This window comes from Desulfonema magnum, assembly GCF_017377395.1.
GTDB classification, from domain to species: Bacteria; Desulfobacterota; Desulfobacteria; order Desulfobacterales; family 4be13; genus Desulfonema_C; species Desulfonema_C magnum.
This window is the reverse complement of record NZ_CP061800.1, coordinates 7628441-7654712: the sequence shown is the minus strand read 5'-3', so window position 1 is coordinate 7654712 and position 26272 is coordinate 7628441. Positions and strand designations below refer to the sequence as shown.

Here is a 26272-nt window from a genome sequence, read left to right as displayed (position 1 = left end):
TTACCTTATCCAGTCTCCGTAAGTGCGCCCGTCTTCCGAATACATGGGAATCACCCGGGCGATTTCCTGTTTTATTTTTTCAACAGAATCGTAAGGTTCCGAATGTCCCAATTTTGCAGTAAGATGACCGAGAATTTCCCAATCCTGCCGTGCTTCTCCCGGCGGGGATACCACAGGCTCGAAAACTTGAATCCTTCCTTCCATATTGGTAAATGAGCCGCCTTTCTCAAAAAAAGCCGCACCCGGCAAAACCACATCTGCCATTTCAGTGAGTTCTCCCGGAAAGATATCCTGAACCACCATAAAATCCAAGTTCTCAAGGGCCTTGCGAACCCTGTCCGGGTCAGGGAGAATCTCAAAGGGATTTTCTCTCAGGATATACAATGCCTTGAGATTGCCCTTTTCCGCTTCCTCGATCATACGAACCGCGCTGAGTCCCTGATCCGGTGAAAGCCTGACTTTCCAAGTATCCTCCCAGTGCTTTCGTGCGGAATCATCGCTGAGAAGCTGACGGCCCGGGAGCGCGTCCGGCAGAAGCCCCATGTCATAAGCCCCTGTCTCATTGCACGCTTTGGCAAGCACATAGAACCCTGTGTCTTCTTTTCCGAGGCTTTGGGTCATCGCCATGAGTTCAAGAAGGGCATTCACGGTTTCCGCCCCGTTTTCAGCCAGCATGATCTCATCCCCGGTGACAACACTGACTTTTTTCCCCCGGAGAACATTTGCCGCCTGTTTCAGAGAGTCCATGTTCACACCGGCTGCCTGGCAAACTTTATCCAAATCCGTGTCGGAAAACAGGCTGCGCTGTTGCATTTCCGGCGAAGCACATCCGTTCTCCGTTGCCTGTTCCTCATATAACAAAGCCCCAATGCCTTTGATGAGTTCAAATTCGCTTTGGGGCCTTATTTCGAGAAAAGCGGATGAAAAAGCCGTGAGTTCTGTTCGTACCGGATTCGCCATCACCAGGGAAACGCCTTTCCTGGAACCTCTTTTAAGATAAAAACTCGCTACGGTGTTCATTTCCCCGGGATCAGCATTCAGGATAAAAACAGCGTCTCCGTTTTCAAGCCGGGCAAGCGGATTTTTCCGGCACCTTCCGTTTGTTTTCTCATCAATCCTGCGTAACACAGCCTGAGTGTATGCGGCCCTCGGATTATCCACGTTATTCGTTTCCACAAGGACCCGGGCGATTTTTTGGAAAAGATAGGCTTCCTCATTGTTACATTCTGAAGACCCGATAAATGCCACGCTCTGCGGCCCGTATTGCTTTCTGATATCGAGGATACGGGTGGACACGATCTCCAGCGACTCCTCCCATGAAGCAGGAGCCGGTTCTCCATCTTTACGGAGCAGAGGCTGGGTCAGTCGTTCAGCCTTGAGAAACTCATGGGGGAAATGGCCCCGGACGCAGAGGGTTGAACCGTTTACGCTGGTTCGCACATGTGAGGGGCTGACTTCTGCGATCTGATCACCGACAACGCCCATGGTCACGGAACAGCCCACACCGCAGAATCCGCACACGGAGCGGGATTCTCTTTCAGGAGTTCCCACATAATACTCAGTTTTCGGAGACAGCGCGCCCGTGGGACACAGAGACACACATGTGCCGCAGAAGATGCAGTTTGATTTTTCCAAAGGCTGCTCATGGACCGTGGCAGGACGGGATATGAACCCCCTGTGATTATAATCAATTGCGCCCACAACCACCAGTTCATGATCTGCCCGGATACATTTGCCGCACAGGATACATTTGCTCAGGTCTCTGACAATGAACTCATTTGCCTGCTCCAGTGGTTTGTAATTCGGCATGGAATAAAGCTTGGTTTCCCCGATCCCCAACTGGGCAGCGATGGCGCGCAACTGACACCGGTTCCCTTTGTTGCAGACAATGCAGGATTCAGGATGTTCGGCCATCATCAGGCGGACGATATTCCGGCGGTGTCGTTTTATATCAGGAGAATCGGTTCGGATGCTCATATTGGGGGCGACCGGCGTGACACAGGAGGCCATAAGACGGCCTGTGTTTTCATCCTCCACCAGACAAAGACGGCACGCGCCGAACGGCTTGAGGTCAGGATGGTAGCACAGGGTGGGAATTTTTATACCGTTCTGTTGGGCAGCCTCCAGAATGCTGGTTCCGGGGGGGCAACTGATCTTCTTATTGTCAATGATGAGTGCGATGGTTTCCAAAACTGGCTCCTTTTTCCTGAACCCGGAAAATGAGAACCGAATAACCGGGTTTCACGTCTTAGTTTTTATCTCAGTTTTGCAGCGTCAAGATAATTTCCCAGCTTGTCTTCTCCGCCGATGGTGATGATGTGAACCCCCTGGCAGAGGTCTCTCAGACCGGTTACGGTATCGGTAAAAAGCTCTATGCTGGCCCTTTGCTTATCCTTTGCTCTTGCCAGTTTTTGAATAGTCCAATCCGGAACCAGTCCTGATTTTAAATGGCGGTTGAGGAACCGGCCCATGCCGGCAGTTCTCAGAATCAATACTTCCGCGATCACCGGGACATTAAACGTGCCAGCCTGTTTAATGAATTTTTCAAAACGATCCAGATCAAACACCGGCGTGGTGAGAAAATATCCCGCGCCGATATCTGTCATGGTTTCCATTTCTTTCATCTCCAGTTCCGGAACATTCTTTCCCCATGCGGACTCCACACCGGACCCCAGTATGAATTCAGCCCTGGAGGCCAGTTCTTTTCCGTCAACAGTGGAACCTTCGCGTATGTATGCCAGCACCGACGCGAGTTTTCCTGAATCAACATGGAAAAACATCATCTCCTGGAGGCTGTCCCCGGTAATACGGTAATCCTCTGTAAAAACGAGAAGATTCTCCACTCCGGACTCATGGGCAAGTACAAGGTCTTTTTGCAGTTGTATGCGATTCTTTTCCCGGAGCGTGGTCTGATATATGGGGTTGAAGCGGTTTTGCTTCAGTATTTCACAGGTTTTAATGGAATCACCCACAATTCCCTCCATTTCCACCTCTGACACTGAAACACCGTCCACACGGCCCCGCACCCGTTTGAGACTCTCAACCAGTTCTTCAGGGTCATCATCTCCCAGGGGGGCCTGGACTTCGGAAGTAACGACAAATCTCTTTTTTTTCAAGGCGTCTTTTAAATTCATGCGGGCCTCCTTTCATCGCAGCCCCAGCAAGCGGGCAACTTCTTCTTTGAGCTGGGGCAAAGGCAGGGGTTTGGAAAAACAGACATCCGCGCCGTGTTCCTTCATTTGCTTAAACTTTTCTTCATCCAGATATGCGGACAGCACGATGATTTTTGTATCCTTGGTATCCTCATTGGACTTTATTGTCTTACATACTTCGTATCCTTTGATATCAGGCATCATGATATCCAGTATCAGAAGATGTGGCATGAAATGATTGACCTGCAACCCGGCCTCGAACCCGTCAGAAGCGGAAATGACCTCATAATCAAACTCATCCTCTTCCAGGGCCTGGACAATGGTTTCAACAATGATGGGATCATCGTCCACCACAAGGATTCTTTTTTTTGTTTCGGTCTCCTCCTCCTCGGGAATCGGGATACCTTGTCTTTTCATAAACTCTTCAAGGTCCGCCTTTTTTATCCGACGATGCCCGCCCACGGTCTTATACGCCTTGATATGACCGGCATCTATCCAATTGATAATGGTCTTGGAAGAAACATTGCAATGCTTGCTTGCTTTAAAAACGGTCAGTGTATCGTCCATTACGCAGCCCTCCTTGTTTGTATTTATTTCAGTTATTATAGTTTTTTCTGTTTGTCAAGCGGATTTTTTGAAATCCCATCATAACTATCATTAAATATTTTAAAAAAAATATTTTAAAAAAATGTTGTTTCGATTTTTTTAATTTAGTTATTATAGTTATTATAGAATTTTTAGTTTGTCAAGAAAAAATAATAAATCGCTGATTTGAAATCATCAGAACCCATAAACTTTTAAATGGATTTAAATAACTATCTTGAATTATGTGTGTCATTGTTTCTGGTCACTTGTTGCTGTTTACGGCAGATTAAAAAAATCTGTAAAAACAGAAAAAACTATAAAATTAACGTCAGCAGGTCTGTCCACTATAAGAAGGGCCAGTTCGCTCATGAAGAATCAGTTAATGATAAAAAGAAGTGCGAAAATTTTATTTTCGCACTCCTTTTTATCATTTTCTGTTGTCAGAATACGTTCAAACTGCGGCAGTGTCAAAAGGAACATCCCCGGCCGGGCCGGTCTTCGGGGAAAAGGCATTCTCCTTTTTCCCAAAACAGATTTGCTGACAAATAACATTCTGAATTCAAAAAGAATTGATTTTTTCAAACTGAGTCTTTACAAATCATTCTGTTCAGATTATTATAATAAACGCTCATAAAAAAGCTGGGTTTCTTTGTCGCTCATTTTTTTGTCCTTTACATGGAAATAAGACATGTAATTTTTTGGACGCTCGCAAAAATAGAATTTCTGCACTCCGGATCATCATCAACTTAATTTTTTAAAGGACATTCCGGCAGACATGAAGAAAGGAGGATCACAATGTCTTTTTCGGCCATCGACAGAATAATCGAGGAATTTCATCTTCTTTCCTGGGACGACAAGGAGTATGTCGCGAATGTGATGATAAAACAGCTTGCCGAACTCGGAAGGGAAAGGGTTGCCCGCAGGGCCGCGGAGGCAAAGGCAAATTTTGACAAAGGGAGAGTGAAAACCGGGACCATCCGGGATTTGTACGAGGATCTTGAAGATGATTGAGATTTCATGGGACAAAGGCTTCAAAAAAAGTTACAAAAAACGTGTGGCGGACAATCAGCGGCTGAAGAAAAAATTTTGGCAGAAACTGGAGCAGTTTTCGTCGGATCCCTTTTTTCCCGGACTGAGAACCCATAAGTTGTATGGCAGGCTGACAGGATTATGGGCTTTCACTGTGGATGATGATCGCAGAGTTGTATTTGAGTTTGTCGGAGATGATCATGCTTTGCTGATTGATATCGGGAAGCACGATGAGGTCTATTGACTGCAAGATCGCCCTGGCCCCAGTGAGCATGACAGATACCAATGTCGGCTGGATCAAATTCGACCCGAGCCATGGCGGCGTAACCATCGGCGCAGACGGCTCTTTTGACGGCTACGCGTGGGCGGAGAACGTGGGGTGGATTCATTTTAAGAAAACTACAGCACCCGCATACAATGTTGTCACCACATGGAGCGGCGGGACACCGCCTCCCGGGGGAACACTTGCGTCCCCGACCGGTCTGACAGCCACGGTAATTTCCGCCACCCGGATCAGGCTCAGTTGGACGGACAACAGCGGCAGCGAGACTGGCTTCATCATAGAGCGCACGGACAACATGTCGCCGTGGGTGCGGGTCACCATGACCGGGGCAGATGTCACGAGTTTCACAGACAGTACCCTGAGATGCAGTTGGCAGTATTCGTATCGGGTCCTTGCACATAACGCAGACGGCGACTCAGAACCTGCCGTAATAGCCAAAATAATAACAGCGGCCTGTCCGCCATATGATCCGCTTCCCAGCAGTATCTCGCTTAATGGGGGTACTGACGCGGACTGCGGCGGAACCATCACCGTGCCCGAGAACCAGGCAGCGGGAACGCTCATCGGAAACCTGTCCGCCGAAGATGCCACGGCCGGCGGAGATACTCACACCTATGCGCTGTTCGCTCCCGGGGGGATACTCGGATGTAACCCCTCCTTTTCCATTCAGGGAAACCAGCTGATCACGAGAAAGCCCTTTGATTTTGAGAAGAAAAAATCCTGCCGCATCTGGATACAGACCCATGACGCACACAGCAACCTGAAGACCTGTCATTTTGACATCAGGGTCACGGATGTGCCCGAGGCCCCGTCTGATCTTCAACTGCGGAATTATGACGGCGTGAGGGAGGACTCGCCTGCGGGAACCGACGTGGGAACACTCGTTGCCAAGGACGATGACGGCGATGACTCGCACACTTACGAGCTGGTCTCCGGCGAGGGAGACACGGACAATGCCTCTTTCACCCTTGAGGGCGACACGCTGAGAACAAAAGCGGCCTTTGATTACGAAGCCGGAGGAGCCTCCAGGAGCGTTCTTGTCCGCACCACGGACAGCACAGGACTGGCTTACACAAAGCAGCTCTCCGTCGAGATTCTGGACATGGCAGAAGCAGCTGTCATCTCCCGCATTTCCGATCTCGGCACGGATGACGAGGTTCCCGTGACAGCGGAATTCACTGTGAGTGATCAGGACACAGCATTATCGGCCCTGAGATTCTCGGCAGCCTCGGACAGTCCCGATCTCCTGCCTGCGGAAAACATCAGATTCGGCGGATCAGGCGAGAGTCGCACCGTCATTCTCACGCCGGTCACAGGCATGTCCGGAGCGGCAAATGTCACCGTGTCCGTGGACGACGGAAGCATATCCACGGAGACAGACTTTGTCCTGACCGTGACCACAGGGCCGGAACTCCGGGCATCCGCACAGATTGCAGCCGATACCGGAAACACCGTGGCTCCGGGCGGGGTTCTGCCTTACACAGTCAGCATCTCCAACACCGGGGACCGGGATGCCGAAGGCGTGAGGTTTGCGCTTCCCCTTCCTGAAAGCACCGACTATGCCGAGGACACTGCCGGTGCGGTGATCCGTTCTGTTTTCAGAAACCTCGGAAAGGCTTCCGCGCCTGTGTATGACAGCGAACTGAGTCAGACGGAGTGGATCGGAGACATCGGATCCGGAGAGACTGCGGAGATATCCTTTGATCTCAGGGTGAGACCCGGAACAGAGACCGGAGAAATGATCTCATTCGGCGGAACCGTGTCTTATGACACCGACGGCGACGGTGTGAGCGACATCACCCGGGACACCGACGAGATTGGCGACGGGTCCGCTGATTCGGAAATCAGAATCACCGTGGAAGGCTGTCTCCCGGGTGACACAGATGCCAGCGGAGTCATTGACATAAAAGATGCGGTGCAGGTGATACGGACGCTTTCAGGAACAGACACAGGAGAAATCTGTCCCGAATCGGACATGAACGGCGACGGAAAAACCGGCCCCGAAGAGCTGATTTGGATTTTGCAAGAAATCTCGAAATAAAAAAAAGGAGTGCAAAAATTGCATTTTTGCATTTTTGCATAAATCTCCGGAGTGCAAAAATTGCATTTTTGCATTTTTGCATAAATTTCCGGAGTGCAAAAATTGCATTTTTGCATTTCCGCATAAATCTCCGGAGTGCAAAAATTGCATTTTTGCATTTTTGCATAAATCTCCGGAGTGCAAAAATTGCATTTTTGCATTTTTGCATAAATCTCCGGAGTGCAAAAATTGCATTTTTGCATTTCCGCGTAAATCTCCGGAGTGCAAAAATTGCATTTTTGCATTTCCGCGTAAATTTCCGGAGTGCAAAAATTGCATTTTTGCATTTCCGCGTAAATTTCCGGAGTGCAAAAATTGCATTTTTGCATTTCCGCGTAAATTTCCGGAGTGCAAAAATTGCATTTTTGCATTTCCGCATAAATCTCCGGAGTGCAAAAATTGCATTTTTGCATTTCCGCGTAAATCTCCGGAGTGCAAAAATTGCATTTTTGCATTTCCGCGTAAATCTCCGGAGTGCAAAAATTGCATTTTTGCACTCCGGATTCGCTACTTGCAAAAATTGCATTTTTGCACTCCGGATTCGCTACTTGCAAAAATTGCATTTTTGCACTCCGGATTCGCTGCTTGCAAAAATTGCATTTTTGCACTCCGGATTCGCTGCTTGCAAAAATTGCATTTTTGCACTCCGGATTCGCCGCTTGCAAAAATGCAATTTTTGCACTCCGGATTCGCCGCTTGCAAAAATAAAATTTTTGCACTCCGGATTCGCCGCTTGCAAAAATGTAATTTTTGCACTCCGGACCCGATGCCTGCAAAAATACAATTTTTGCACTCCGGATACTGTTTTTTACACTGCGGAGGAAAAAATGCTGAAGCGTTATATTCATACGCCGGCGCATCTGTTTATTGATGACACTTCTTACTTTATCACAGGTGCAATTTACCGGAAACGTCCGCTGCTGAACAGTCCAAGTCTGAAACTCGGACTTTTCGAACTTTTTCAGGGGTATTTTGACAAACATGGCTGGGAACTGCATCACTGGGTCATCCTGGACAATCATTACCATCTCATAGGAAGAAGCCGGAAAGGAAAAGATTTGTCAGCAATTATGCGAAATGTTCATATTCTTTCGGCCAAGGAAATTCACAAAGCAACATGCTGTGAAAAGCCTGTATGGTGGAATTACTGGGATTACTGTCCGAGAAATGAGAAGGAACATATGACCCGTGCCAATTATCTGCTGTTTAATCCGGTCAGGCACGGTTATGTGAGGAGCCTTCATGATTATCCTTTTTCCGGTTTTCATAAACTTTACACGGAACATGGCAGGGAAGCTCTGGTAAGACAATTTCGGGAATATCCTGATTATAAATCCCTTGTTTTGCACGAGGCAATGGAAGATGACTTTTAAGCGTACAAACCCTTCCGGCGTGCAAAAATTGCATTTTTGCATTTCTGCGTAAATCTCCGGCGTGCAAAAATTGCATTTTTGCATTTCTGCGTAAATCTCCGGAGTGCAAAAATTGCATTTTTGCATTTCTGCGTAAATCTCCGGAGTGCAAAAATTGCATTTTTGCACTTCTGCGTAAATTTCCGGAGTGCAAAAATTGCATTTTTGCATTTCTGCCTCTGCAAAAATAAAATTTTTGCACTCCGGATTCGCTGCGTGCAAAAATAAAATTTTTGCACTCCGGATTCGCTGCGTGCAAAAATAAAATTTTTGCACTCCGGATTCGCTGCGTGCAAAAATAAAATTTTTGCACTCCGGATTCGCTGCCTGCAAAAATAAAATTTTTGCACTCCGGATTCGCTGCCTGCAAAAATAAAATTTTTGCACTCCGGATTCGCTGCCTGCAAAAATAAAATTTTTGCACTCCGGATTCGCTGCCTGCAAAAATAAAATTTTTGCACTCCGGACTGATAAACATTACTCTCTCTTTTATGAAAAAAGAATCGTGTTTATATGCCCTCTGTCGTTGTTTTATACACAGGAAGAACAATGGTAAAGGTTGTTCCGTATCCAACTTTGCTTTCAACCTTAATATCGCCGCCGTGATCTTTTATGAATCCGTAACAAACTGACAAACCAAGTCCCACGCCTTTCACGCTGTCCTTTTTGGTGGTAAAAAACGCTTCAAACACCTTGGCAAGATTCTTTTTTTTTATGCCTCTGCCCGTGTCGGAAATTTTAATTTGAAAATAATTTTCGTCAGATTCCGTTTCCACAGTCAGCACTCCGCCTTCAGGCATGGCATCTTTGGCATTTGAGATCATATTAAGAAAAACTTGCCGCAACTGGCTTTTTGACGCGTAAACCTGCCCCGGATTTTCATCAAACGAAGAAAAAACTTTGATGCTGTTTTCCTGCAATTGTTTATGATGCAGAAGCAGAATCTCATCTATGGTGGTATTGATATCCGTTGGCTGGCGTTCTTCCTGGTCAGGCTTGGAAAAAGAGAGCATTTTTCGCAGCATTTCAGCCAGTCTCATGGTCTCGGAAAGCGACATGTCCAGAAGCTTTCTCCGCTTGTTCTCAGGAGAAATTTCGGTTTTCATCAATTCCAAGGTGTTCATAATGCCATAAAGCGGATTGTTCAGTTCATGGGCAATCTGAGAGATCAGTCGTCCCATGGCCGCGAGTTTTTCAGAGTGCAATAACTGTTCCTGGGTCTGTCTCAGCCTTCGCTCCATCTCCAGCCGTTCCTCAAGATCAACAAACATGCCTACGGAAGCAATCTGATTTCCCTTTGCATCGTAAATAATATTTGCGGAAAGATTGCCTTCGACGCTTTTGCCATCTTTTCTCAGAAACACGATAGGATAAGACCTTAATTTGCCCAGACCGCCGTACTCGGAACTCCGCATCATTTTCATCACTTTTCGGGCCATGCCCTCCGGATAAATTTCTGTGATATGGATATTTCTGATCACATCCTTTGCCATGTATCCGAGGGTTTCTTCGGCCGCCTGGTTCCAGAGAATAATATTTCCCTTCATATCTGTTGCCATGATGGCGTTGGGAGAACTTTTAACAAGATTATCAAGAAAATCATGCGCTTCTTTGAGTTCTTTTTCCATCTGCTTTCGCTGGGACTGATCCAGATTGATCCCCTCGTATCCGAGTACATTGCCCTGATGGTCATAACGGACATGCCCTGTAAGCAGGACCGGAATGATACTTCCGTCCCTGCGTTTGAATTCAACTTCGTAATCAATCACATGGCCTTCCTGTTCAATCATTTCCCTGAATTTCTGACGCTCCTCAGGTCTCACATACAGATCCTTGGTAATATCAATTCTGAGAAATTCTTCTTTGTTATCGTAACCCAGCATATCCAGAAGCGCCTGATTCACATCCAGAAATTTTCCCTCTTTGGTGCTGATGAACACACCGCAGGCCACCAGATCAAATAATCGCTTGTAATCTTCTTCTGTGGCTTTAAGTTTCTCCTCCTGTTTCTTTTCATGAGTGATATCACGATATATTGTCAGCTTTGATGTTGTTCCGTCAGTGTTTCTTAACGGCAGCTGGGTCAGTTCATAGACCTTGTCTGTGCCTGGAATCTTCAACTCATAATGGAGTGTTTTTCCTTCTTCAAACACTTCTTTTGCTCTGCACCGGGGACATATTTCATCATGGCCTGTTATTACCTGATAACATTTCTTTCCCGTGCCTTCTCCGAAGACTTTGATCATGGCTTTGTTCATGAATTCAACCTGATAATCCTGGCTGACAATATAAATTCCATCTTCCATGGCCTCAAGAATGGAGGTCAGCCTCTGAGTGTCGTTATTCATTATAACTCCTCTTTATATTAACAACTATTTTTCTGATTATAACGAATTCAGGGGAGGGCTGATCAAGCCCTGTAAAGGCGGCATATTTGTAGCAGCAGAAATGTAGGGTGGGTGGAGCGAAGCGGAACCCACCGCACAAGGTGGGTTCCGCTTCGCTCCACCCACCCTACACCCTACATTTCGGGCAGATTATTTTTTGGGAAATTTCTAAGGGCTGCATATTTGTAGCAGCAGGTTTGTAGCCCCTGCGGGATTTTATCAGCATCCCCTAAATCCGTTATAATCAGCTATTTTTTTTAATTTTCAATCTGCTGATAAACCTTCTCTTATCCCTTTATATTTTAATATTATATATGCGATTCGTTTCATTCGCAACTCTTTTTTCAGATAAGCAGGATTTTGACTCCCCTGTCTTTGCAGGACATTTCCCTCCGTAGTTTTTTGGGAAAATGCCTGTCGCTCCGGACAATCTTTTTCTTAAAGTCTATATGAAGTCATTGCAAGTCAGAAGATGACGGAGCCTGACCGCATAAAAGGACCGGTTCCAATTATTCTGAATTATGCGCCGATAAAAAATTAAAGACGCATATTGACATTGGATCAAATCAATATTATTATTACCCGATGTTTAAGTTTTTTTCTGTCATTCCTGCGAAAGCACGAATCCACTGTTTCCGGAATTGGCGCATCGGTCAAAAACGGATTCCTGCTTTCGCAGGAATGACAGGCTGTCCGGCGCAGGATTGGATCAAAAAACTTGATTATCGAGTAAAACGATGTACAGAGGAGAGAATAATGCTCATTTCCATAGATAAATACGGAAGTATAACACTCCCGGTTTCGCTCAGGAGGGAACTCAGACTGGATCAGGAATCATACCTTGAACTGTCTGTCGAGGACGGGAAGGTCATTGTGCTTGAACCCGTTGCTGTTCAACGTAATATCCGACTTAACGAGAAGGGACTGACCAAACTTGAAGAAGCCAGGAAAAGCGGAACAGGAGAACTGCCGGAATGGCTGATCGGGGATATGCAGAATGCCGAAGCTGATACCAAGCAAAAAATTTGTTAAGGATATTAATAAATTTCAGTCAGATGTGACGATGCGGAAAAAATTGCCAAAACGCTATCTTTCCTTGAAAAAAACCCGCTTCATCCCGGTTTGAACCTTGAGCGAATTGTGAATGATCCGAAGGCATGGTCTGTTCGCATTGATCGCAAATACCGAATATCTTTTGAGCCGGAAGAATTCCTGCTTTCAGGGAACCCGAATTGGTCTGCTTCGATCCTTCTCTTACGTTTTCTTGACCACGATGATTTATACAGAAATCCCCGATAGGCGGTCAACCATGCAAAGTGAACAAAAGCGGAGCATTGCCCAACAGATTCAGTTCTCATTTGCTGCATCCGCATGAGTTGTGAGTCTGCATGAATTGTGTGTAAAAAGGGAATTACGGGTTCCCGGTTGAATGGAATCCTTTTACCATGAAAATACATTTGGAAAACCCGGGTTTTTTGTCTGTTCTCACCACATATTTTCATGACCGGGGGTGAAAAACCCGGTTTTTTCATGAGCATTTCTTATAAACGGCCATGACCTGCCGGTCACAACGAATGATGAAAATTTTGCAGTTTCTCCTAACACCTAACACCTGACACTTAACACTTTCATATAAAATTTTGTGTCACGGCGATTCAGAGGCTGCTGTGGTAATAAAGCAGCCTCCGCCGTTGCCACCGCTCCCTATTTCTGATGAGGAAGCGTTTTCATCCGGACTTTCGCTAAAAATCCCAATCGGACCCGGGGGATAATCGCCGGAGTAGGCCATGGCCTGCTTAGGAGAATTGAGAATTGAGAATTGAGAACTGAGAATTGAATTTTCAGTTTCCGGTTTTGACTGAGACTGTGCAGGAAATCTTAGAAAAACATTTTCCCGCCTGGCTTTCACCCAGTATCCCTCATATCTTCTCATTTGCTGAGTGTCCGAGCAATAAATACCGTGTTCCCATCTCCACAACCCTTTGTGAATATAGGGATTGTCATCTTCTAGTTGGGAGATGGTTCTGATTTCACTTTTATCAATCATATTGCCGCGGGCATCGGTAATATTGCAAGCCTCGTCATATATTACGACTTCCACATCACTCCACTCATAATCCGCATTGTTGGGACACGCGATCATGTTCCAGCCATTTCCGGTGTCAGAATTATAAAACAGCCGCACCTCTTTATCATAATCCGTATCCAGAGGAATGCCGTCCATTCTGATATGAAACCCGTGCCGGGCAATAAACCAGTATGCTCTTCCAGGCTCAACTTTAAAATCATCGCTTCCGTATTCCACATACTCGCCATCTCCGTTTCGAGGATCATAAGTGGCGATAGTGAAATTTTCGGTGTAATAGTCTCCTGTTATCATATCACCGAATACGCTTTGGGACCCCGGTTCATCGGGCCACTGGACAAAAGACAGCATTACAAACTGCTCCTCTTTGGTTCCTGGCTCGGTGCGAACCTCAGTGTTTTGCTCGGAATCACCTAACCTGAACATATAGTACGGAGACCATGCAATTTTTTTGCTTCCTGAATCCTCATACCCCACCTTCCAGACATATTCCAGACCCGGTTCAAGGTCGGAAGCAGTATATTGAGTCAGCGCTGTTGCCTCCGCTGTAAAGTCAAATGACGCGTCGTCATCAGGACATTTTATTCCCCTGGCCTGTCTTATAAACCAATGGGTGCGGATATGCGTATCACCTTCAGGGTCTGAAAACTCACCTGCGCTGAAAAAGACCTTACCTTTCGGCAACACAGAACCTTCTGCCGGGAAGATGCCCGCTGGAGTATCCGGGGGAATATTGTCCTTAGGACCGTCAGAAATAATAATGACGAAGGTCTGCGGGGGACTGGTATTTTCTCCGCCATTGTCGATACCGCCATTGTCAGTCAGCGTGGCTGTCACTTTCACCAAGGGCGGGTCCTCTGGTGCAGATACGGATGCAAGCGTAAATCTGAGGGTTCCGTCCAAATCAATTTCAGGCGGGGATTCAAATATATCTTCGTTCTCTGTTGTGACATTGAATCCCAGCAATGTCTGATCAGATTCGTTCCCGGGACCGGTACGCATGTCAGCAGCCCATGCCTGGATTGTGTTTTCTCCGGCCTTTCTGTCTCCCACAGGATTCTCTCCCTTGGTAAACGTGGGCGGATCATTGACCGGCATCACAGTTACTGTCATTATGGCGGTGTTGGAATCCGATTCCTCGTCATTGACTCGGAAGGCAAAGGTGTCTGTTCCGTTAAAATCAGGATCGGGCGTGTATAAAAAATCTCCGGTGTATTTATTTAAATCCGTCACACTCCCATTTTCCGGTGGGAAAGGGATATGATAAGTCAGTGTATCGCTGTCCACATCGCCGGCAATGAGACGGCCTGATACTGAGATATCTTCATTGGTCGTCAGATCGCCATTGTGTGCGGAGGGAAAATCATTGACCGGGGAGACAGTGATTGAAACAGCCGCGCTGTCGCTGGCAAGCTTATTGTCCGTGACCTGAAAGGTAAAAGTATCTGGTCCGTTAAAATTTGCATCAGGAAAATATTCATAGTCTCCGGTGTCTTCATTGAGTGTCACCTTTCCATGGGAAGGCCCTTTTGTAATGCTGTAGATCAGGATATCTCCTTCCGCAGCTTGGTTATCCGCGTCACTGGCTTCCAGTTTACCTGATTCTGAGGAGTCTTCGCTGACTTGCAAATTTCCTCTCCTTGCCGCAGGAGGATCATTTGCCGGCAATACGTTTATTTGTATGGTATGATCCGTGACGTCGCCGCTGGCATCGGAGAATCTTATGGTAATGTTGGTTGTTCCATTTTTGTCGGGTTCCGGAACAATTTCAATTAACCATTTTTCTCCTTTTGTATTTATCACACCTGAGCTTTTAATCAGAATATTATCATTTTTTAATAATTCTGGTGAAGCATTCTCCGTAATTATGGACGAATAAGGGCTGTTATCTCCTTGTATGTAAAAGTTGTTCGATATTTTTTCATCCTCGTTTATTGTCATCTGAATGGGCAAATCGGTCAGTACAGGAACAGCAAAGGCTTTTGTCAGAATGCCTCCGCTGATGGTCAGACAGACAAATCCCGCCATCAGGGTTATGTATTTTCTCATCATTATCACCTTACTGACACAGAAAATTATAGGAATGAAAGAGTAAGCCTTCTCAGCGCCTTATGTCAGGCTGACCTCTGAAAAAAATATTGACTTCTGATCATAATGTTATAAAAATATTCTGATTATAACGGATTTAAGGGATGCCCCGGGAAAACTGCGGCATACACGGAAAAAAGACGTATGTTTCGGATTTTCCGGAAGGTCTCCTCGGACAGGTCCGGGACGGGTAAATGGAAACCGCCCTTCTGCAAGCTCAGGGTGCGGATCGGCCTCCCCAAAATCCGTTATAATCAGGATAGTTATCCGGGAAAGAAACCTGGCTTTTTTTCCGGAATGACCCGCCATCCGCGGAGGAAAAACCCGGGTTTCTTTGCCACTCAGAAAAAAAGATGTATGAAAAACTTTTGCTCAGGTAGCTATTTTTTCCCGGGCGGACAATCATCCGAATCCGGCTCGTCAGACCACACCGGAGAACCTGCCTGAAGATCGCCGGGAGCGGCAGCAGCGCCGTCCCGTCCCCTTATCACAAAACGGCTCACATCCGCACCGGAACGGCCGGAGCAGGGGGCTTTCATCCATTGCGACGCGTCAAGATAATCAGCGGGTAATATCGTCAGCCCACTGGTAATATCAATGTCCGGGGCTTCGATTCTCACAGTTCCGTGCTTGCCCCGCTCTGATGTGGCCGTGACTTTGCTGTCCGAGGATTTGATGTAATTGTCAGTACGGATAAAAACAGCTCCGCCGTCTCCGTCCTGAGCATTGGCTTCCACAGGGCTGTGATTCAGAATAACGAGTTTGGAGTCGGTTGTGACATCCCCGCCCTCTCCCTTGCCCAGTCTCACGCTACTGGTGATCTTACCGTTCAGCAGATAAATTTTGTTTGCGGCATTCACATTTATTTTCCCGCCGCCTGCTCCTTTTGCCTCTGTCGTGAGAGATGCATTGCCTGTCAGTCTGATATTGTCGGCACTGACCTTTATTTCACCTGCATCGCCGCCCAGATTCACTGCATTGCTGGCTGAGGAAATCTGTGACTGTGTGCCCATCTCAAGCGTTCCGGCTGTGAGCGTGATATTTCCCGCATTACCGTATCCGTTGGCTGATGTGCTGACAGAACTGCCATTTTCCATTCGCAGGGTGTCGGCATTGATGGCAACGGTTCCCGCGTCCCCTTTAAGGAGTTTTATCCACGCTCCCTCTGCATACAGAAACGTTTCCGACTCGCCGTTTCCCATGTCAGATACTTTTACCACATCGCCAGTCTGAGAAGAAAGACTGTCCCGCTCTGTCATATTCGAAACCGCCCGGGTGTCGTTCAACGTAATCCATTCTTTTCCCGAATAAAAAAAACTCGTCGGCCTTCCGTCCCCGGCGTTTGCCACGTTTGCCACGGTGCCTGCCTGAAGATGAAACAATGTGTTTTGATCAGCAATATTAAGCGCATTCTCAGCGTTTATCCACTCGTTTTTGTAAAAAACAAAACGGGCTTCTGATCCATTGCCGGTATCTGTGACATTAGCCATGAAACCGTCCGTAATAAAAGGCCCCTGTTCGGAAAGTTCATTCAGTTCCGCAGTGCCCGCCACGGTAATGTGATTTAATACGACTAGACGCTGTGAAGGTACGCAAATTACCTCCCCCGCACACTGACCATCATCAGCTATGGAGACGATAAGCGCATTGCTATTGCCGAGTTCGCTCCATTTATCGGATGAATAGGCAAAGCGTCCGGGTTTGCCATCGCCCGTGTCCTCGACCTCAATCACATCACCTTCAGCTATGGCGTATTTGTCTGAGAGTCCATTCAATTCCTCGATATCAGAAGCTTCATAAACAGACTGGATTCTCATCAACCCGCTTTCTGTAAAGATATATTTCTCTGATCTTCCGTCACCCCTGTCCGCAACATTTATCAGATCGCCCGGTATCAGGGCCATTTTATCCCGTTCCGAAATATCTGCAAAATTATACACATTGGCAGTCAGACTTTCAGAAGAGACTGATGCATCTGTGCCAAGCCTCAGATGGCTGACGTTCAAGGTGATGTTTCCGGCTTTTCCGCCGCCCGCACCTGAGGTGGATATTTTCCCTCTCTCGGAAAGCGTCAAGTTCTGTGCCGTGAGGTCAATTTTACCGCCTCTTCCCGCATTTTCATCTGCTCCTTCGGATTCTGAATAAACACCGCTGACAGACCGGTTGTAATTCTCAGTTGAAAATCCTGTCAAATATTCTGACTGACTCTCTGCTCTTTCTTTCAGTTGTATGCCGGATGCATCACCGGAAATATGAACCGAATCCTGCGCCCGGATTTCAATATTCCCGCCATCTGCATCGCAGTTTGTGCCGCTTTCAATGACTGACCCGTTTTTAATAATAAGAGAACCGGTTTCCAGGGTGATTTTTCCAGCATTGCCCGAATTATCGCCCACACCTCTGGTTCGTGCGTAAATGCCGGATCCGAATCCGTCCTCGTTTTCACCGTGAGGATTGACGCCGGAGAGTCGGGTCGTCCCCGCGACCTGAATACTGACTTCCCCGGCCTGACCACTTGTTTTTCCCTGAGGGGCGATGGAACTGCTGGCGATCTGTCCGCCGTTTTCGAGAAACATCTCTCCGGCTTCTATGAATACATTTCCTCCGTGTCCGGCAGGTGTTCCGGTTTCTTTGGGGTTGGAAGATGAGGCGATTGAGCTGCTCCAGCCTTTACTGTCAGCGCCTGTGAGGGTCAATGTTTCGCGGGCATTAATTGCAACGTTGCCGCCATTTCCTGGCCCGAATGCACTTGTGACAATCTTGGCACCGTCATCTAACAGGATATCCTCCGCTTCCAGTAAGACATCTCCTCCGTTGCCGCCATTGCTTCTCGCATCCACTTCAGCGTAAACATTGCTGGAAAGCCCGGGATCACTCGCCTCCCCGGTAAAACAGAGGGATTCTCGTGCGCGGAGGATTACATTGCCGGCGTTTCCTTTCCCCCTTGTCTCGGATTGAATGAACGCACCATCTTTAAAATAGATATTATCCGCCTCAATCTGAACTGTTCCGGCATCCCCCGCGTCTTCTCCCTGATAAAATGTTTCCGCATAAATACCACTGGGCAATATCAGATCATACATGGTTATTATAATGGAATCCGGGCTATAACTGTTTGAAAGGGTACCACAAATAAAATAGGAATAATTGTCCTCCCATTCGGGATTCCCGGATGTCTGCCATTGTTTATTATTTTCCACAGAATTGATCAGATGCTCACTATTATCCCATCTCTGACCGCTGTCACCGGAAAATGTGACAGACGCATCAGCGTTTAACGTGACATCGCCTCCTTTCCCCTTTCCATGAGTGTTGGCAGCAATAAAACTTCCTTCCTGAAATATAATATCAGCGGCTTCGACATAAAGAGAGCCGCCAGTTCCGGAATTCTCGTCCGTACTTCGGGTTATCAGTGATATCCCGCTGGACCCGAAATCATCGCTGCTTTTCCCGGAAAAGATGACCGATTCATCTGCTTTCAGGTTCACATCAGCGCCTTTGCCGCTTCCGTATGTGGCCGATGTTATATTGGCGGTTTCATCAAACCGGATATTTTTTGCTTCAATGAAAAGACTGCCAGAATCTCCGTCTCCCTTGTCCCCGCCGTGTTCCGTCCGCATACCGATTCCGGTGCTGCCGTATCCCCGTGCATCGGGGCATATATGTTTGACTAAAGTATGACCTGAAAAGTTAACGGTTTCAGAAGCTTTAAGAATCACATCGCCCCCTTTGCCTTTGTCATAACTTTCTCCGGATATATATGCGCCATCTTGGAATGAAATGTCTTTTGCTCCGATCACAAGGGTACCCGATTTTCCGTGGCTTTTGCTCCTCAGTCCGATTCCGCTGCTGGTGCCATAAGTTCCGCTAAGGTGATAATAATCTGAAAAATTGACAGATTCGCTGGCATTCAGGGTAATATTTCCACCATTTCCCTTCCCCTCTGTCTCGGATAAAATATGCGCTCCCTTTGTAAATGAAACTCTATCAGCATTCAGGGTAATATCTCCCGCATTTCCCCGTCCCTGTGTTTCCGATAAGATACGGGCATAAATGCTAAATGAAATGGTATCCGCATCCAGCATAATATCGCCGCCGTTTCCCACGCCTTTCGTACCTGCCGAGACAGATGCTTCATCTTCGAATAAAATGCTTTTGGCTTGTATCCGAAGACTTCCCGAATCTCCCGCATCTTCCTGGGAACTTTGGGTGATCACCCTGATCTTGCTCGGTTCCGACCCATTAAGCTCATCTGTGTGACCACGGAATGCAACTGTTTCCTCGGCATTAAGAATGATGTTGCCCCCGTCGGCATTCCCGTCTGTTCCTGCCTGAACAACCGAGCCTTTTGCAATTTCGATATTTTTGGCTTCAACAGAAATATTTCCGCCATTCACAGAATTAATCCACGCAAAATCAGAATGAACCGATTCGGTTCCTTTAAGCCTTATATCTCCCGGATCACCATCGCCTTTGGCTTTGCTGGCAATAACCGTGCCTCGTCGGAGAGAAATGACTTTTGAGTCAACAGAAAGATTTCCCGCTCTTCCGGAGTTCTCTCCGTAAGTGCCCAGAACATCAACCCCGTAAAACGGGCCACACCCGAGATCATTTGTGGCATTTTTAGGATTCATTGTCAAATTGACAGATTCAGATGCTTTGAGGGAGATATCCCCTCCGCCGCCTTTGCCGGATGTGCGCGTTGAAATCGTGGTATTTTCCGAATCAATATTTTTCGCTTCAATGAAAATGCTGCCTGAATCTCCCGCACCTTCTTCCTGTCCCCGAGTTACCGTCTTAATGGAGTTCATGCGATCATAATAACCGGAAAAGACGGCATCTTCCGATACTTTAAGCCGTATGTCACTTCCTTTTCCCGTACCAGAGGTTTCCGCAGAAATCCGGGCACCATGTCCCAGAGATAACGCATCTGTCTGAATATCAATCACTCGACCGTCCCTGTCCCCCGTGGTTTCAGACCGAATGCCGCTGTTATCAGCAACAAACTGACCGCCCCGGATAAATACGCTTCCGCCTCCGGTTCCGCTGACATCCAGAGCGGCTTTTTCGGAAAGCGTTATATCTCCCTTTTCCGAAGAAGTGACATGCAGATCAAATTCGCTCGGTATGACTTCCCCCTCGGAGGCAACAGCCGCCATGTTGATCCGTCCGCCCGGGGCTTTGATATCTCTCAGATTCACGGTTTCCATCTCAGGAATGGGATTGCCGTCCTCATCAGTTGCCAAAACAGGATTGCCCTCATCATCAGACACCGGTTCCCCGTTTTCATCAACGGCTTTTACAAATTCCGGATTGCCTTCGTCATCAATCGCCTGTCTCCGGTAAAATATGCCTTTTATTTCAATGTCCCCGCCGATGACGGACACGGTTTCACCTTCGGGAACACCGAGAAGACCGGTGTCATTTTCATCATCACGGGGCGCAATCTCCCCGCCTTCAAATGTGATCTTCCCGACACTGTCATCCAGAAATCCGAAAGCGCTCGGAGCGGCCGTGGAAAGCACATCGCTTTCCAGCGGATTTGCGTAAAAGCGTTCATTTTGGCCCAGGCGCAGATAATCCGCAGTGCTGACATGAAACGACCCGCTTAAATCCAGCGAGGCATTTGCCCCGAACATCACCCCCGCGGGATTCAGCATGTACAGATCCGCTCCGGGGATGGCCGAACCGAGCCGGCCGTCAATCCACGAAACATTTCCCCCGGTGACACGGGAGATGATGTTTTGCACCGAATCCGGACCGGAAAAGGTCGCACGCTCATCCGTATGGATATTGAACTGCTGAAAGCTGTGGAACAGATTTGCCCCGGCCTGCCTGCCGAATTCGGCCTTAATCTCATAATCCGGCCCCGGGAGACTCAGCTTTCCCGCATTTCCGAGGGTTCCGTCCAGTTTAATGCCCCGCGGGTGAGTCCCGTCCGCATGAACCGGAACAGCGATGACAATCAGCATAAAAAGAACAAAAAAATATTGTGAGACGGTCTTCATCATTTTTTCCTTTCAAAAGCTACAAATATGCTGCCCCTACGGGGCATTGCCTGCATCCCCTAACTCCGTTATAATCAAAAAAAGCTGATTATAACGGAGTTAGGGGAGGCCGGCAATATGACAACGGATTCAGGGGATGAAACGGATAGTACCGGCCGATATGACAGCGGTTCCCCGAAGGGTGTTTCCGATCCGGAAAGCCCTATCCCTTATCCCGGCAGGCAGCCCGTAATCCGGTGCCGCGGGAAGCCGATCTGAAAAGTCATATCCGTTTCATCCTTTTTATCCGCTGTCATATTCACGGCCGGAGCCTCCCCAAAATCCGTTATAATCAGAAAAAAAGTAAAGCAGACAAAAATAAGCACCAGACCATAAGTTTTCTGATATTTGCCTGGAAAAGAAACCCGGGTTTTTCCCCGGAATGAGCCGCCACCCGTGATGGAAAAAATCGGGTTTTTTCGCATTTCACATAAAAAACAGGTATAACTCGATGTTCAAGTTTTTTGACCCTGTTCGACCAAAAAGCCTGTCATTCCTGCTTTCGCAGGAATGACATAGAAAAACTTGAACATCGAGTATAAAAAACTTCAGCTCAGGTGCTTATAAACTCCCATGAGCTGCCGGTCACAACAAATGATGAAATTTTATAGTTTTTCCTAACACTTAACACCTGACCCCTGACACTTTCATATAAACGGCCATGACCTGACGGTCACAAAGAGGCATGAAAGTCTCTGCAAAAAACCGCTTCGCTTAATTTTTGCACTCCGGACTTTCATATAAACGGCCATGATCGGCCCGGTCACAACGAACGATGAAAGTTTTATAGTTTTTCCTAACACCTAACACCTAACACCTAACACTTTTTCACATAAACCTTTTCAGAAGCTTTTATCCCCTGATCAGCAATTCTCTTTTAAAGGGCAGCTCTCTCAGCCTGATCCCCGTAGCTCTGAATACGGCATTGGCCACAGCAGGGGCAACCGATGGGAAAACAGGCTCACCGATCCCCCCGGCTTTAAGGTTGTTCCGGGCAATATGCACTTCAATATCCGGTACTTCAGACATGGTAAGTATTGGATAATCATCATAATTGGCCGTTTTTACACCACCGTTTGCAAAACTGACCTTTTCATAAAACGCCACACTCAGTCCCATGACCACACCGGCTTCGGCCTGGGCCCGGATCGCATCCGGATAAACAGCAGTGCCGCAGTCCAGAGCGCAGACCATCTTGTGAACCGTGATCTTCCCCTTTTTGCTGACCGACACCTCTGCCATGTGAGCGGCAAACGACTCAAAGCAGGACGTGACAGCCACCCCTCTTGCCCTGCCTTTGGACACAGGACTGCCCCATCCGCCTTTTTCAGCCAAAAGTGACAGGATATTATAAGGTCTGGAGCCTTTTTTCATGTGATCAAGACGGAACTGAATCGGATCCTTTCCCGCGGCATGGGCCATCTCATCCATAAAAGATTCAACAGTGAAAACATTGACAGAGTAGCCCACCGACCGCCACCACCCCACCGTTATGGGAAGATTCACCATCACATAGTTCACCAGCAGGTTTGGGAGTGAATACGGCATATCCCTGATGCCCGAAACCGCATCCGAATCAATGTTGTTCTTCACATATTGGGGCATCTTCCTGGACATAACAGATGGTGCGGCAACCTTATGTGACCACGCGACCAGCCGACCGCCCTTATCCAATCCGGCCTTTATTCTGCACTGACTCGCCGGACGGAAACAGTCGTTGGCAAACTCATCTTCACGGCTTTGGATCACTTTGACCGGACGGTTCAGTGTTTTGGAGAGCAAAACCGAATCCTCAACCGGGTCCTGTTCCCCGCGCAGACCAAAACCGCCGCCGGCAGGCGTGGTCATGACTTCCACTTTTTCAACAGGCAGACCGGTCAGCTTGGATGCCGTGAGCTGGGTAGCGGTCTGAGCCTGGGTCGGAATCCACAAACGGCAGCGCTCTTTTTCCACATGGGCGGTGCAATTAATCGGCTCCGCCTGGGCGTGAGAGATATAAGGCAACTTGTAGGATTGTTCTATTGTCTGAGCGGCTCCTGCCAATGCCTTTTTCACATCGCCACTTTTTTGGGCAACTGCTCCTGATTTTTCAAGATGTGCTTTATACAAAGCATCCAGGGTGTCATCATTAAGGTCCGGATGGGACCCGTCTGACCACTTTATTTCGAGGGCATTCCGGCCCTGCATGGCCGCATAGGTCGTTTCCGCACAGACTGCGATTCTGTTCTCAAGGGGCACCACTTTGATCACCCCTTTGACCGCCATGGCCGCTTCTGCATTATAGGACCGGGACACGGCTCCGTAACGGGGCGGACGGGCCACAACCGCGATGCACATACCGGGCAGGGTGAAGTCAATACCATAAACAGTTTTGCCCATCACTTTGTCCGGGATATCCAGTCGGTTCCTTTGGGTGCCGATAATACGATAATCCTTTGGAGACTTCAGAGGAGGATTTTCAGGAACCGGCCGTTTTCCAGCAGCTTTCGCCAGTTGCCCATAGGTAAGGCTGCGTCCGTCCGGATGAATGACTTTGCCCTCTTTTGTGACACATTTTTTCGGAGGAATGCCCCACTTCTCAGATGCTGTTTCAACCAGCATTCCCCGGGCCGCGGCCCCCACCTCGCGAAGCATATCCCAGCGATGGCGGATACTGCTGCTGCCTCCGGTCACCTGTACATGCCATACAGGGCTTTTAAACGGCTCTGCCGCAAGCGCCATTCTTACCTGTATTTTTTCCCATGGTGCATCCAGTTCGTCCGCGATAATCATGGGAATACCAGTGTGGGTGCCCTGGCCGAGATTTGTCTGACCCATCCAGACAGTGATGGTGTCATCCGTAGCAATCTCCAGAAAAGCGTGGGGTTTAAAGGAGGTACCCGCATGGGCCAGCACCAGTGAGGCGTTAAAGATATTCAGCTTGCCGGGCAGGGCTGCTGCCGCGACCACAAGGCTGCTTTTTTTTAGGAAATCTCTTCGAGTCATATGTGTATTCATGGCTTACCCTCCCTGTTTTGCAGTCATTTCCGCGGCCATTTGAATCGCCTTTTTGATCCGAGGATGCGTGCCGCAGCGGCAAATCATATGATCCATCTCATTGTTGATCTGTTCTTCGGTCGGATTTGGCTCACGTGAAAGAAAATCAACCGTCTGAAGCATGATGCCCGGCTGGCAGTATCCGCACTGGGGCACCTGTTTTTCGATCCAGGCAACTTTTACCGGGTGATTTTCCGGCAGGCCCTCAATGGTCGTGATCTCACTTTCCAGGACATCTTCCACGTTAACAACACAGGAACGCCGGGCCTGGCCGTCAATAAGAACCGTACACATACCGCATTCGGCAATGCCACAGGTGTATTTCACACTCGTAATCCCCAGGTTGTCCCGCAGGACCCACAACAAAGGGTTCCCCGGGGCAGCATCAACCTGCCTTTTCGTACCGTTCACATTTAATACAATCATATGTCCTCCTTGGTTTGGGTAAGTCGCCCGAAGCGGGCTGTTGGGGCTGTTGGGGTCGGGCCACGCCAACATATTGAAAAAATAAAAAAACACTCCTTAAAACAGGCGATTTCAGGGCCTATGTCACATTTTTCGGTATCAGAAAGAGCGTTACAGGATTCTGAGTTTTTTTCCTATATCGCTCTTTTTTGCCCCGAAAAGAGCGATATAAGCCCAATTTCAGGCCAAAATAAGCAGGTAATTCGTCTGATATTAAATACTTGCCACTGCCCGACTCTATACCCCCGACTCTATACCCCCCTATACACCCGCTATCTGGCAGTCAGCTTTCTGAGAGTTTGGGAATATTGCCGAATCCGATATCGGTATTCAGAGATAGCAGGATTATGTTCGTTTTGAATCACCCGTCTGAGCGTTATTTGCCGCTTCCGCAATTTCAGTATGAGGCATGTCTCATACTGAGTGATCTGAAGTGCGGCATAACTTCATGTTTTTGTTGAAACAACTGTGCGGCTGGTTTGCAGATCTGTTCTATTAAAATTTTTCTTGATTTTAAGTTAACATATTTGTTAATATAGATACTATGAATTGGGAAATATATTATTACAATGAAAAAGTACAAAATGAAATTGATTCATGGCCTGTCAGTATTCGTGCTGTTTATGCCCGGATTACAGAACGAATAATTGTATTCGGACCCAATTTGGGTCTGCCATTAACGCGTTCCATGGGTGACGGTCTGTTTGAAATTCGTGCAAAAGGACGCGAGGGTATTGGCAGGGCATTTTTCTGTACTGTCATTGGTTCCAAAGTTATAATCCTCCATTCTTTTATAAAAAAATCCCAAAAAACGCCAGTTAACGAGTTAAGAATTGCACGAAAAAGAATGAAGGAGGTGTCATGAAATCCCACAATGAAATGGTATCCGGATGGATGGAAGATCCGGTGTTCAAAGCAGAATATGATGCACTTGAGGATAAATTTGCACTATTCGATGAATTAATCAAAGCTCGTAAAAAGGCCGGATTGACTCAGGCCGAAGTTGCAAGACGGATGGATACTAAAGTTCCGGCAATAGCACGTCTCGAAAGCGGCGGAGGTAGTAAACAGCATTCTCCGTCTGTTGCAACACTTAATAAATATGCAAAAGCTGTCGGATGCCGGTTGGAAATAAAATTACATCCGTTAACAAAAATACCAAATCAACTATAAATGCATAACAAGAGAAATCCGGGGACACCATACTTATTTTCAGGCATTTGATTTGATAGTTCTTGAAAAAATTAGGTATGGTGTCCCCGGAATTTTCTCCGGAATTTTCTGATATAAGGACTGTTTAAAGCCCAAATAAAGAAACAGTTCTGATTATAACGGATTTAGGGGAGGGCCGGCAAAACCCCGTGGGGACGATATGTTTGCAGCATCCGTCATGCCGGGCCGGCCAGGCCCCATATGCATCAGGCTAAGAATGCGGGACGGCTGCCGGACGGGGTTTGCAACCCCGTCCGAAACGTTTGCGGGCGGCGATCCGGAAAATATTCCGGACGGGGTTGCAAACCCCGTCCTGCAAAATCAGAGTTAATAAAAACAGTAGGTTGTAATCTTAGCCTGATGCATATGGGCCAGGCTCTCCCCTAAATCCGTTATAATCAGAAACAGTT

Annotated in this window: 15 protein-coding genes; 7 read left to right on the top strand and 8 right to left on the bottom strand. The window is 47.5% G+C overall.

The annotated features are described in order from the left end of the window. The 3 genes from dnm_RS29285 to dnm_RS29275 all read right to left on the bottom strand — a co-directional run bounded on the left by dnm_RS29285 (position 1) and on the right by dnm_RS29275 (position 3719). Entirely contained in the window at positions 1–2190 is a 2190-nt protein-coding gene (locus tag dnm_RS29285) for a molybdopterin-dependent oxidoreductase (RefSeq protein ID WP_207680398.1), read from the bottom strand. Between the two features lie 65 nt (positions 2191–2255). Next, on the bottom strand, positions 2256–3134 hold the full coding sequence (locus tag dnm_RS29280; RefSeq protein WP_207680397.1) for a methylenetetrahydrofolate reductase: 879 nt from the start codon (positions 3132–3134) through the stop codon (positions 2256–2258). A 12-nt stretch (positions 3135–3146) separates the two neighbouring features. Continuing rightward, positions 3147–3719: a response regulator gene (locus dnm_RS29275; RefSeq protein ID WP_207680396.1), complete on the bottom strand. Its 573-nt coding sequence runs from the start codon at positions 3717–3719 to the stop codon at positions 3147–3149. An 813-nt stretch (positions 3720–4532) separates the two neighbouring features. On the opposite strand from dnm_RS29275, the gene dnm_RS29270 reads away from it, so the two are divergent. From dnm_RS29270 to dnm_RS29255, 4 genes are all read left to right on the top strand, one after another. After that, positions 4533–4748: a hypothetical protein gene (locus tag dnm_RS29270; RefSeq protein WP_207680395.1), complete on the top strand. Its 216-nt coding sequence runs from the start codon at positions 4533–4535 to the stop codon at positions 4746–4748. Beyond that, positions 4741–5010 (top strand): type II toxin-antitoxin system RelE/ParE family toxin, encoded by a 270-nt coding sequence (locus tag dnm_RS29265; protein ID WP_207680394.1) that lies wholly within the window; start codon positions 4741–4743, stop codon positions 5008–5010. Before dnm_RS29270 ends, dnm_RS29265 begins: the two co-directional genes overlap by 8 nt. Next, positions 4997–7090, top strand: coding sequence for a fibronectin type III domain-containing protein (locus dnm_RS29260; protein WP_207680393.1), 2094 nt, complete (start codon positions 4997–4999; stop codon positions 7088–7090). The genes dnm_RS29265 and dnm_RS29260 overlap by 14 nt, the downstream gene beginning before the upstream one ends. Before the next feature lie 698 nt (positions 7091–7788). Beyond that, on the top strand, positions 7789–8502 hold the full coding sequence (locus tag dnm_RS29255) for an REP-associated tyrosine transposase (protein ID WP_207680392.1): 714 nt from the start codon (positions 7789–7791) through the stop codon (positions 8500–8502). A gap of 548 nt (positions 8503–9050) precedes the next feature. On the opposite strand, the gene dnm_RS29250 is transcribed toward dnm_RS29255, so the two are convergent. After that, positions 9051–10889, bottom strand: coding sequence for a PAS domain-containing sensor histidine kinase (locus dnm_RS29250; RefSeq protein WP_207680391.1), 1839 nt, complete (start codon positions 10887–10889; stop codon positions 9051–9053). Positions 10890–11684: 795 nt separating this feature from the next. Between dnm_RS29250 and dnm_RS29245 the strand changes: the two genes are divergently transcribed. After that, positions 11685–11960 carry an AbrB/MazE/SpoVT family DNA-binding domain-containing protein gene (locus dnm_RS29245; protein ID WP_207680390.1) on the top strand — a complete coding sequence of 92 codons (276 nt, stop codon included), beginning with the start codon at positions 11685–11687 and terminating at the stop codon, positions 11958–11960. Positions 11961–12573: 613 nt separating this feature from the next. On the opposite strand, the gene dnm_RS29240 is transcribed toward dnm_RS29245, so the two are convergent. The 4 genes from dnm_RS29240 to dnm_RS29225 all read right to left on the bottom strand — a co-directional run bounded on the left by dnm_RS29240 (position 12574) and on the right by dnm_RS29225 (position 24611). After that, positions 12574–15066 carry a tandem-95 repeat protein gene (locus dnm_RS29240; RefSeq protein ID WP_207680389.1) on the bottom strand — a complete coding sequence of 831 codons (2493 nt, stop codon included), beginning with the start codon at positions 15064–15066 and terminating at the stop codon, positions 12574–12576. Between the two features lie 416 nt (positions 15067–15482). After that, positions 15483–21113 (bottom strand): two-partner secretion domain-containing protein, encoded by a 5631-nt coding sequence (locus dnm_RS29235; protein ID WP_207680388.1) that lies wholly within the window; start codon positions 21111–21113, stop codon positions 15483–15485. A gap of 888 nt (positions 21114–22001) precedes the next feature. After that, positions 22002–24146: a xanthine dehydrogenase family protein molybdopterin-binding subunit gene (locus dnm_RS29230; RefSeq protein WP_207680387.1), complete on the bottom strand. Its 2145-nt coding sequence runs from the start codon at positions 24144–24146 to the stop codon at positions 22002–22004. 3 nt (positions 24147–24149) lie between these two features. Next, positions 24150–24611 (bottom strand): (2Fe-2S)-binding protein, encoded by a 462-nt coding sequence (locus tag dnm_RS29225; protein WP_207680386.1) that lies wholly within the window; start codon positions 24609–24611, stop codon positions 24150–24152. Between the two features lie 583 nt (positions 24612–25194). Here dnm_RS29225 and dnm_RS29220 point away from each other — a divergent pair. Both dnm_RS29220 and relB read left to right on the top strand, forming a co-directional pair. Beyond that, entirely contained in the window at positions 25195–25515 is a 321-nt protein-coding gene (locus dnm_RS29220; protein WP_207680385.1) for a type II toxin-antitoxin system RelE/ParE family toxin, read from the top strand. Continuing rightward, positions 25512–25823 carry a type II toxin-antitoxin system RelB family anti-toxin gene (gene relB, locus dnm_RS29215; protein ID WP_207680384.1) on the top strand — a complete coding sequence of 104 codons (312 nt, stop codon included), beginning with the start codon at positions 25512–25514 and terminating at the stop codon, positions 25821–25823. The genes dnm_RS29220 and relB overlap by 4 nt, the downstream gene beginning before the upstream one ends. Positions 25824–26272: the final 449 nt, after the last annotated feature.

Coding starts and splice junctions, on each gene's coding strand:
- dnm_RS29280 (WP_207680397.1), bottom strand. CDS start 3,134: ATGAATTTAAAAGACGCCTTGAAAAAAAAGAGATTTGTCGTTACTTCC.
- dnm_RS29275 (WP_207680396.1), bottom strand. CDS start 3,719: ATGGACGATACACTGACCGTTTTTAAAGCAAGCAAGCATTGCAATGTT.
- dnm_RS29270 (WP_207680395.1), top strand. CDS start 4,533: ATGTCTTTTTCGGCCATCGACAGAATAATCGAGGAATTTCATCTTCTT.
- dnm_RS29265 (WP_207680394.1), top strand. CDS start 4,741: ATGATTGAGATTTCATGGGACAAAGGCTTCAAAAAAAGTTACAAAAAA.
- dnm_RS29260 (WP_207680393.1), top strand. CDS start 4,997: ATGAGGTCTATTGACTGCAAGATCGCCCTGGCCCCAGTGAGCATGACA.
- dnm_RS29250 (WP_207680391.1), bottom strand. CDS start 10,889: ATGAATAACGACACTCAGAGGCTGACCTCCATTCTTGAGGCCATGGAA.
- dnm_RS29245 (WP_207680390.1), top strand. CDS start 11,685: ATGCTCATTTCCATAGATAAATACGGAAGTATAACACTCCCGGTTTCG.
- dnm_RS29240 (WP_207680389.1), bottom strand. CDS start 15,066: ATGATGAGAAAATACATAACCCTGATGGCGGGATTTGTCTGTCTGACC.
- dnm_RS29235 (WP_207680388.1), bottom strand. CDS start 21,113: ATGATGAAGACCGTCTCACAATATTTTTTTGTTCTTTTTATGCTGATT.
- dnm_RS29230 (WP_207680387.1), bottom strand. CDS start 24,146: ATGAATACACATATGACTCGAAGAGATTTCCTAAAAAAAAGCAGCCTT.
- dnm_RS29225 (WP_207680386.1), bottom strand. CDS start 24,611: ATGATTGTATTAAATGTGAACGGTACGAAAAGGCAGGTTGATGCTGCC.
- dnm_RS29220 (WP_207680385.1), top strand. CDS start 25,195: ATGAATTGGGAAATATATTATTACAATGAAAAAGTACAAAATGAAATT.
- relB (WP_207680384.1), top strand. CDS start 25,512: ATGAAATCCCACAATGAAATGGTATCCGGATGGATGGAAGATCCGGTG.